The 4,745-nt window shown below is 57.7% G+C and carries 3 protein-coding genes and 1 pseudogene; 2 read left to right on the top strand and 2 right to left on the bottom strand.

Going from position 1 to position 4,745, the window contains the following annotated elements; genetic code table 11:
* Nucleotides 1–212: pseudogene (locus VAE57_RS18315) on the bottom strand (hypothetical protein); the annotation flags it as partial.
* 258 nt (nucleotides 213–470) lie between these two features.
* Between VAE57_RS18315 and VAE57_RS18310 the strand changes: the two are divergent.
* Nucleotides 471–1,895, top strand: coding sequence for a glutamine synthetase family protein (locus VAE57_RS18310; protein WP_322823265.1), 1,425 nt, complete (start codon nucleotides 471–473; stop codon nucleotides 1,893–1,895).
* 61 nt (nucleotides 1,896–1,956) lie between these two features.
* Here the strand turns inward: VAE57_RS18310 and VAE57_RS18305 are convergent, their stop codons facing one another.
* A complete protein-coding gene (locus VAE57_RS18305; protein ID WP_322823264.1) occupies nucleotides 1,957–2,862 on the bottom strand; it encodes a UbiA family prenyltransferase in 906 nt (301 codons plus the stop codon).
* A gap of 562 nt (nucleotides 2,863–3,424) precedes the next feature.
* Between VAE57_RS18305 and VAE57_RS18300 the strand changes: the two genes are divergently transcribed.
* Nucleotides 3,425–4,459, top strand: coding sequence for an STAS domain-containing protein (locus VAE57_RS18300; protein WP_322823263.1), 1,035 nt, complete (start codon nucleotides 3,425–3,427; stop codon nucleotides 4,457–4,459).
* The last annotated feature ends 286 nt before the right edge of the window (nucleotides 4,460–4,745 follow it).

The raw sequence follows: 4,745 nt of genomic DNA, 5'->3' as shown, positions 1-4,745 counted from the left end.
GGGGGGGTGGTGAGGGGAATACCCCCCACCCCGGCCCGCCCCTGCTGGGGGCGGGGGAGAGCGACGCAGGCAGGTGATGGCACGGCTGAGGGGCGCACTCCCGGCGAATGCAGACACGCCCCCACCCCGGCCCGCCCCTGCTGGGGGCGGGGGAGAGCGACGCAGGCAGGTGATGAGTGCGCCAGAGGCGTGCGCTCCCAGGGGGAGAGCATTACCGCGCCGTGGGGGGGGTCGGGACGGTGTCGTGTAAGCGCCAGTTACACTCTCGTCATGACGGGCAGCAGGATAGCCCCCGCCCTGTCTGCAATGGTAGGGATGCCGGTCACTTCCGGTATGCAGGCTCGATCCCCATGCCATAACCATTGATGGGCTGGCGTGGCAGCAGGGTTTTGTCAATCGTTGCCGCTGTTCGGAGTATAATACGCTCCAACAACGTTACTGTTGTCTAGCGTAAAGAAAAGGAACACACCATGAGCGAGCTACGCGACTTTCTTGAAATCCCCTATGAGCAACTGGAAGAGCTGAATCTGGGTGTTAAGCGGCAACGTCTGGCCCGCGTTTCGCCCGATGTGATGCGCGAGGAGCGAATGCGCTATTTGACCGACGAGCGGCGGATTAAGGCGGTGACCGTCTGTTTTACCGACCTCGAAGGCCGCTTGCATATGCTCGATTACGACAAGAAGTTTTTGCTCTCCTCTGCCGATAATCTGACCTTTGACGGTTCGTCGGTACGCGGCTTTTCGGTGCAGGCCGAGTCGGATTTGCGGCTTGCGATTGACTGGTCGGCTTTTTACTGGTTGCCGGCAGATATTTTTGGTCCCGGTAAGGTGCTGGTCTTTGGGTTTGTGTTGAATCAGGACGGCAGCCCCTACGAGGCTGATATGCGGGGGCGGCTGCATCGGTATGTGAATGAGCTATATCAACGCGATGGGCTGACCTGCAATGTGGCTGCTGAGATTGAGGGCTTCCTGTTTAAGGGGCGCAATGCCGAGCAGCGCTTCCGCGAGACCGGTGAGTTTACGATGGTCAGTACCGGTGGTTATTACCACTCGTTACCGGGCGATCCACTGCGCCAGTTCATCGATATGGCCGCCGAAGCGCAGCGGGCGATGGGGTTTGAGAATGAGAAGGATCACCCCGAAGTGGCACCGTCACAGTTCGAGATGAATTACAGCTATACTGAGGCCACGATTGCTGCTGACCAGATTCTGCTCTATAAGTTGATTTGTCGCCAGGTGGCGAGCAAGCTGGATATGACGGCCTGCTTCCTGCCGAAGCCGATTACCGGGGTGAACGGCAATGGTATGCACACCAACATCTCGTTGTCGCGCCATGGCGAGAATCTCTTTTATGATGCGAATGGCCTGGAGCGGCTTTCCGAGTTGGCCTGGAGCTTTATTGACCGTATTTTGAACAGTGGGCAGGAACTCTGTTTGATCCTGAATTCGAGCGTCAATGCGTACCGCCGGCTCGATCCGCACTTCGAGGCGCCAAACCAGATCAAGGCGTCACCCACCGACCGCGGCTCGATGATCCGGATTCCGATCGGTAATGCTCGCTCGGCCCGGATTGAAGTGCGCTCGATTGCGCCCGATGCCAATCCTTATCTGGCGATTTATGCGCTACTGCGCACCGGTCTTGAAGGGCCGCTGCCGACGACCGACGTTCGTCAGGGCACGGCAACGCTTCCCGATAACATCTACGATGCGATTACCAACTTCCGCCAGAGCACCTTTCTGGTCAGCATTCTCGGTGAAGGGGTACACAGCCGTTTCGCCGATCTGAAGATGGCAGTCGCCGACCGTTGTCCGCGCAAGCTCGGTACGCTGATCAAGCGTGCCGAGGTGCAGTTCCACCACGAAGTGACCAATCAGTACCTGTGGAGCCGGTTCTAAGCACCGGCCCCGCCCCGGATCGATCTCCTCTGGTGAGGGAGCGCAATGGCGCGCGACCTCTTCACAATGCGACAATGGCCGCTGCCAGTACCAGACAATACCAGTAGGTGTAGAGCATATACGAAACGTGATCGGCAGCAGGATTGCGCAGCCACAATACCCGACCGGCAATCAGCAGACATATCCCGGCCAGCAGACCGTCGAGCAACAACGTTCCGGCGTTCAAGCCGTTGGGCACGAACAGTGCGGCGTGGGTGAGCATGGCCAGCAATGCAAAGGCAATGGCAATAAACACCCGACTCGGCCACTCGCCGAACACGATTGGTAGGGTGCGGCGACGGTTCATCCGATCACCTTCCATATCGCGTAAGTCTTGCAATGATGCGTGCGACAGCAGGGTAATGGCAGGTACCAGGAGCCAGCTCCACGCCTCTGGAGTCAATGGCCGTACCATCTGCCAGGCTGCGGCTAGTTGCGCAATTGCCCCAAATACCATCGAGAGGTTCTTGAACCAGTAGTGGCGGGCAAATTGTGCGAAGTTGTGCAGGGTCAACGTTACCTGCCAGAGCAGTGTCCATTCCAATACTCCTAACCACCAACCAACTGCAGCAAACAGCACCATGGCAATGATCCAGCGCACGAAAGCGCCGCGCCGCGAGACCAGACCGCTCGGTAGCGGGCGGTCGGGTTTGTTGAGCCGATCCTCGACTTCACCGGCCAACTGGTTGGAAATACAGAAGGTGGTGCAGTAGAGCCAGAAGTAGATGGTGCCCCAGACGATCAGGCCGGGCAGGGCAGCCCAATCAGGGTTTTGGTTATGCCAGGCTGCCAGGACAAAAAGCATACCCGGCATCACAGTGGCCGAAATGTCGTACCGATTGAATTTCCAGTAGAGGGTGATTTCGGAGCGAAGAACATTGAGCCAGCGGGAAGGAGTAGCTGCGGGAATGCCTGTCAGAACGTGCATTGTGTGCTCCTGTGCGAGTGGTATGCAAAACGACGGCACGTCGTAAATTGTATCTACGTAAATTGTATCTACTGACGAATATTTTTTCAAGTAGCTTTGCCGGCAGTATTATGCTTGTTTGATCTATATATTATTCCAAAAATGCAGAATTCACTCTATCTGTCGCAGGCACCGACGCCGGTGCTTTGGTAAACCGGTGGGCCTGGGTCAGGGCTTGATGAGCCATCTCTAAGCAGAAGGTGGCGTTACGTTGAGCAGCCATTGCTACAACGGAAGGGTGAGCTTACGTTGAGACGCTGTCCTGTGCTCTGCTATGCCTGTGATGGCCACTGAAGCAAGTTAAACCTGGCGCTCATCCTGGCAGCGTCTTGTGGCAGGCAGGATTGGAATGGCGTCTACCGGCGAAGACAAAAAAAGATGTCGCGAAAATCTGAATCGGACAGCGCCAAAAAGCTCTATAATGTGATATTGCTAATCTCAAGTAAGGGATGGATTGTCCACCTTACAAACTCGTTATCATCACGTGCGTAGGACTAAACAATTATTTGATTGGAATCCGGTCATGGACACCTCACAGACCTTTCTTGAACAAACACACCGGCAGATTGCCCGGTCGATTGCACTCGGTACGTTGATTATCGCGGTCGCTGCGTTCGTGATCACTCTGCTGGCTTCTCTCTTCAGCCAGAGTGTGTTTACGGTTGTTATTCTGACGATTGCGCTGATTACCGGGATCGGTTGTGCGATCGCGTTGCTGGTGTTAGCCCGCCAGCAACCGCTCTGGCAGGCAATTGTCACCTTCGGTCTCATGATCATCGCCTGTGAAGTGGCAATTGCAATCTGGCTTCCCGAATTGCGACTGGCAACTATCCCCTTTCTGGCCGTAGTCATTTTGCTGGCCGGGTTACAAGGGCAGCGCAGCTTCTCAATTGGTGCAACGGTTCTGTGTGTGGTGACAGCGATTCCGTTGGTTGTTCTGAATCGGTCAACCACCGACACCCGCATTGCGCCGCATCTGCTGATGTTTCTGGAAACCAGCAGTATTATGGCACTGTTTGTCGCGATTTGGGCCTTCCTCGACCGCACGATGGCCGCTCAGATGCAGGCGTTGCAGCTCGCCGATCAGCGGGCCGATGAGTCCGAAGCGGCCCGCCAGGCCACGGAAGTGGCGCGGCGGGAGATCGAGCAGCGGGCGCTTGAGCAGCAACGGTTGCTTGAGTTGATCGATGTGCTGGAGCTGCCGGTGTTGACGATTGACGATAAGGTGTTGCTGGCGCCGCTGGTCGGTCATCTCGATAGTCGGCGCACCGAAGTGTTGCGCGGACGGTTGCTGGAGATGGTTGCCAGCCGTCGGGCGCACACGGTGATTATTGATGTGACCGGTATTTCGTTTATTGATACCGCTGTTGCTAAGGCGTTGATCGATACTGCGACGGCAATTCGGCTGCTTGGTGCGCACACGATTGTCAGTGGGATCGGCCCGTCGGTGGCGCAGACGCTGGTGCATCTGAATGTGGGTCTGGCTGAGATCGCTACGGCGCCGAATCCGGAAGCGGCGTTGCGTCTGGCGCGCGCCGTGGCGGTGAATGGGGTGTAGGGGTGCCCTCCAGTGGGGGAGTGGGCGTGCGCAATAGGGTTGCCGGTCACCGCAATCCCGGCCCTCACCACACCCCCTAGCCCCCGCTCCTCTACTGTTGCGGGCGAGGGGCCGGGGAGTGGTGACGGGCGTGCGCCATTATGGTTCCCGTGCACCGTAATCCCGGCCCCCCTCCCGGCCTCCCCCCGCTGTGGGGAGGAGGTGTGGGGAGATTCCCCGCTGGGGGAGGAGGTGTGGGGAGATTCCCCGCTGTGGGGAGGAGGTGTGGGGAGATTCCCCACTGGGG

The organism is Chloroflexus sp. (assembly GCF_034434295.1).
Lineage (GTDB): Bacteria > Chloroflexota > Chloroflexia > Chloroflexales > Chloroflexaceae > Chloroflexus.
This window is presented reverse-complemented; position numbering and strand designations above follow the sequence as displayed.

What these genes read in the sequence shown, in the direction of transcription:
- VAE57_RS18310 (WP_322823265.1), top strand. Translation starts at nt 471, where the DNA reads ATGAGCGAGCTACGCGACTTTCTTGAAATCCCCTATGAGCAACTGGAA.
- VAE57_RS18305 (WP_322823264.1), bottom strand. Translation starts at nt 2,862, where the DNA reads ATGCACGTTCTGACAGGCATTCCCGCAGCTACTCCTTCCCGCTGGCTC.
- VAE57_RS18300 (WP_322823263.1), top strand. Translation starts at nt 3,425, where the DNA reads ATGGACACCTCACAGACCTTTCTTGAACAAACACACCGGCAGATTGCC.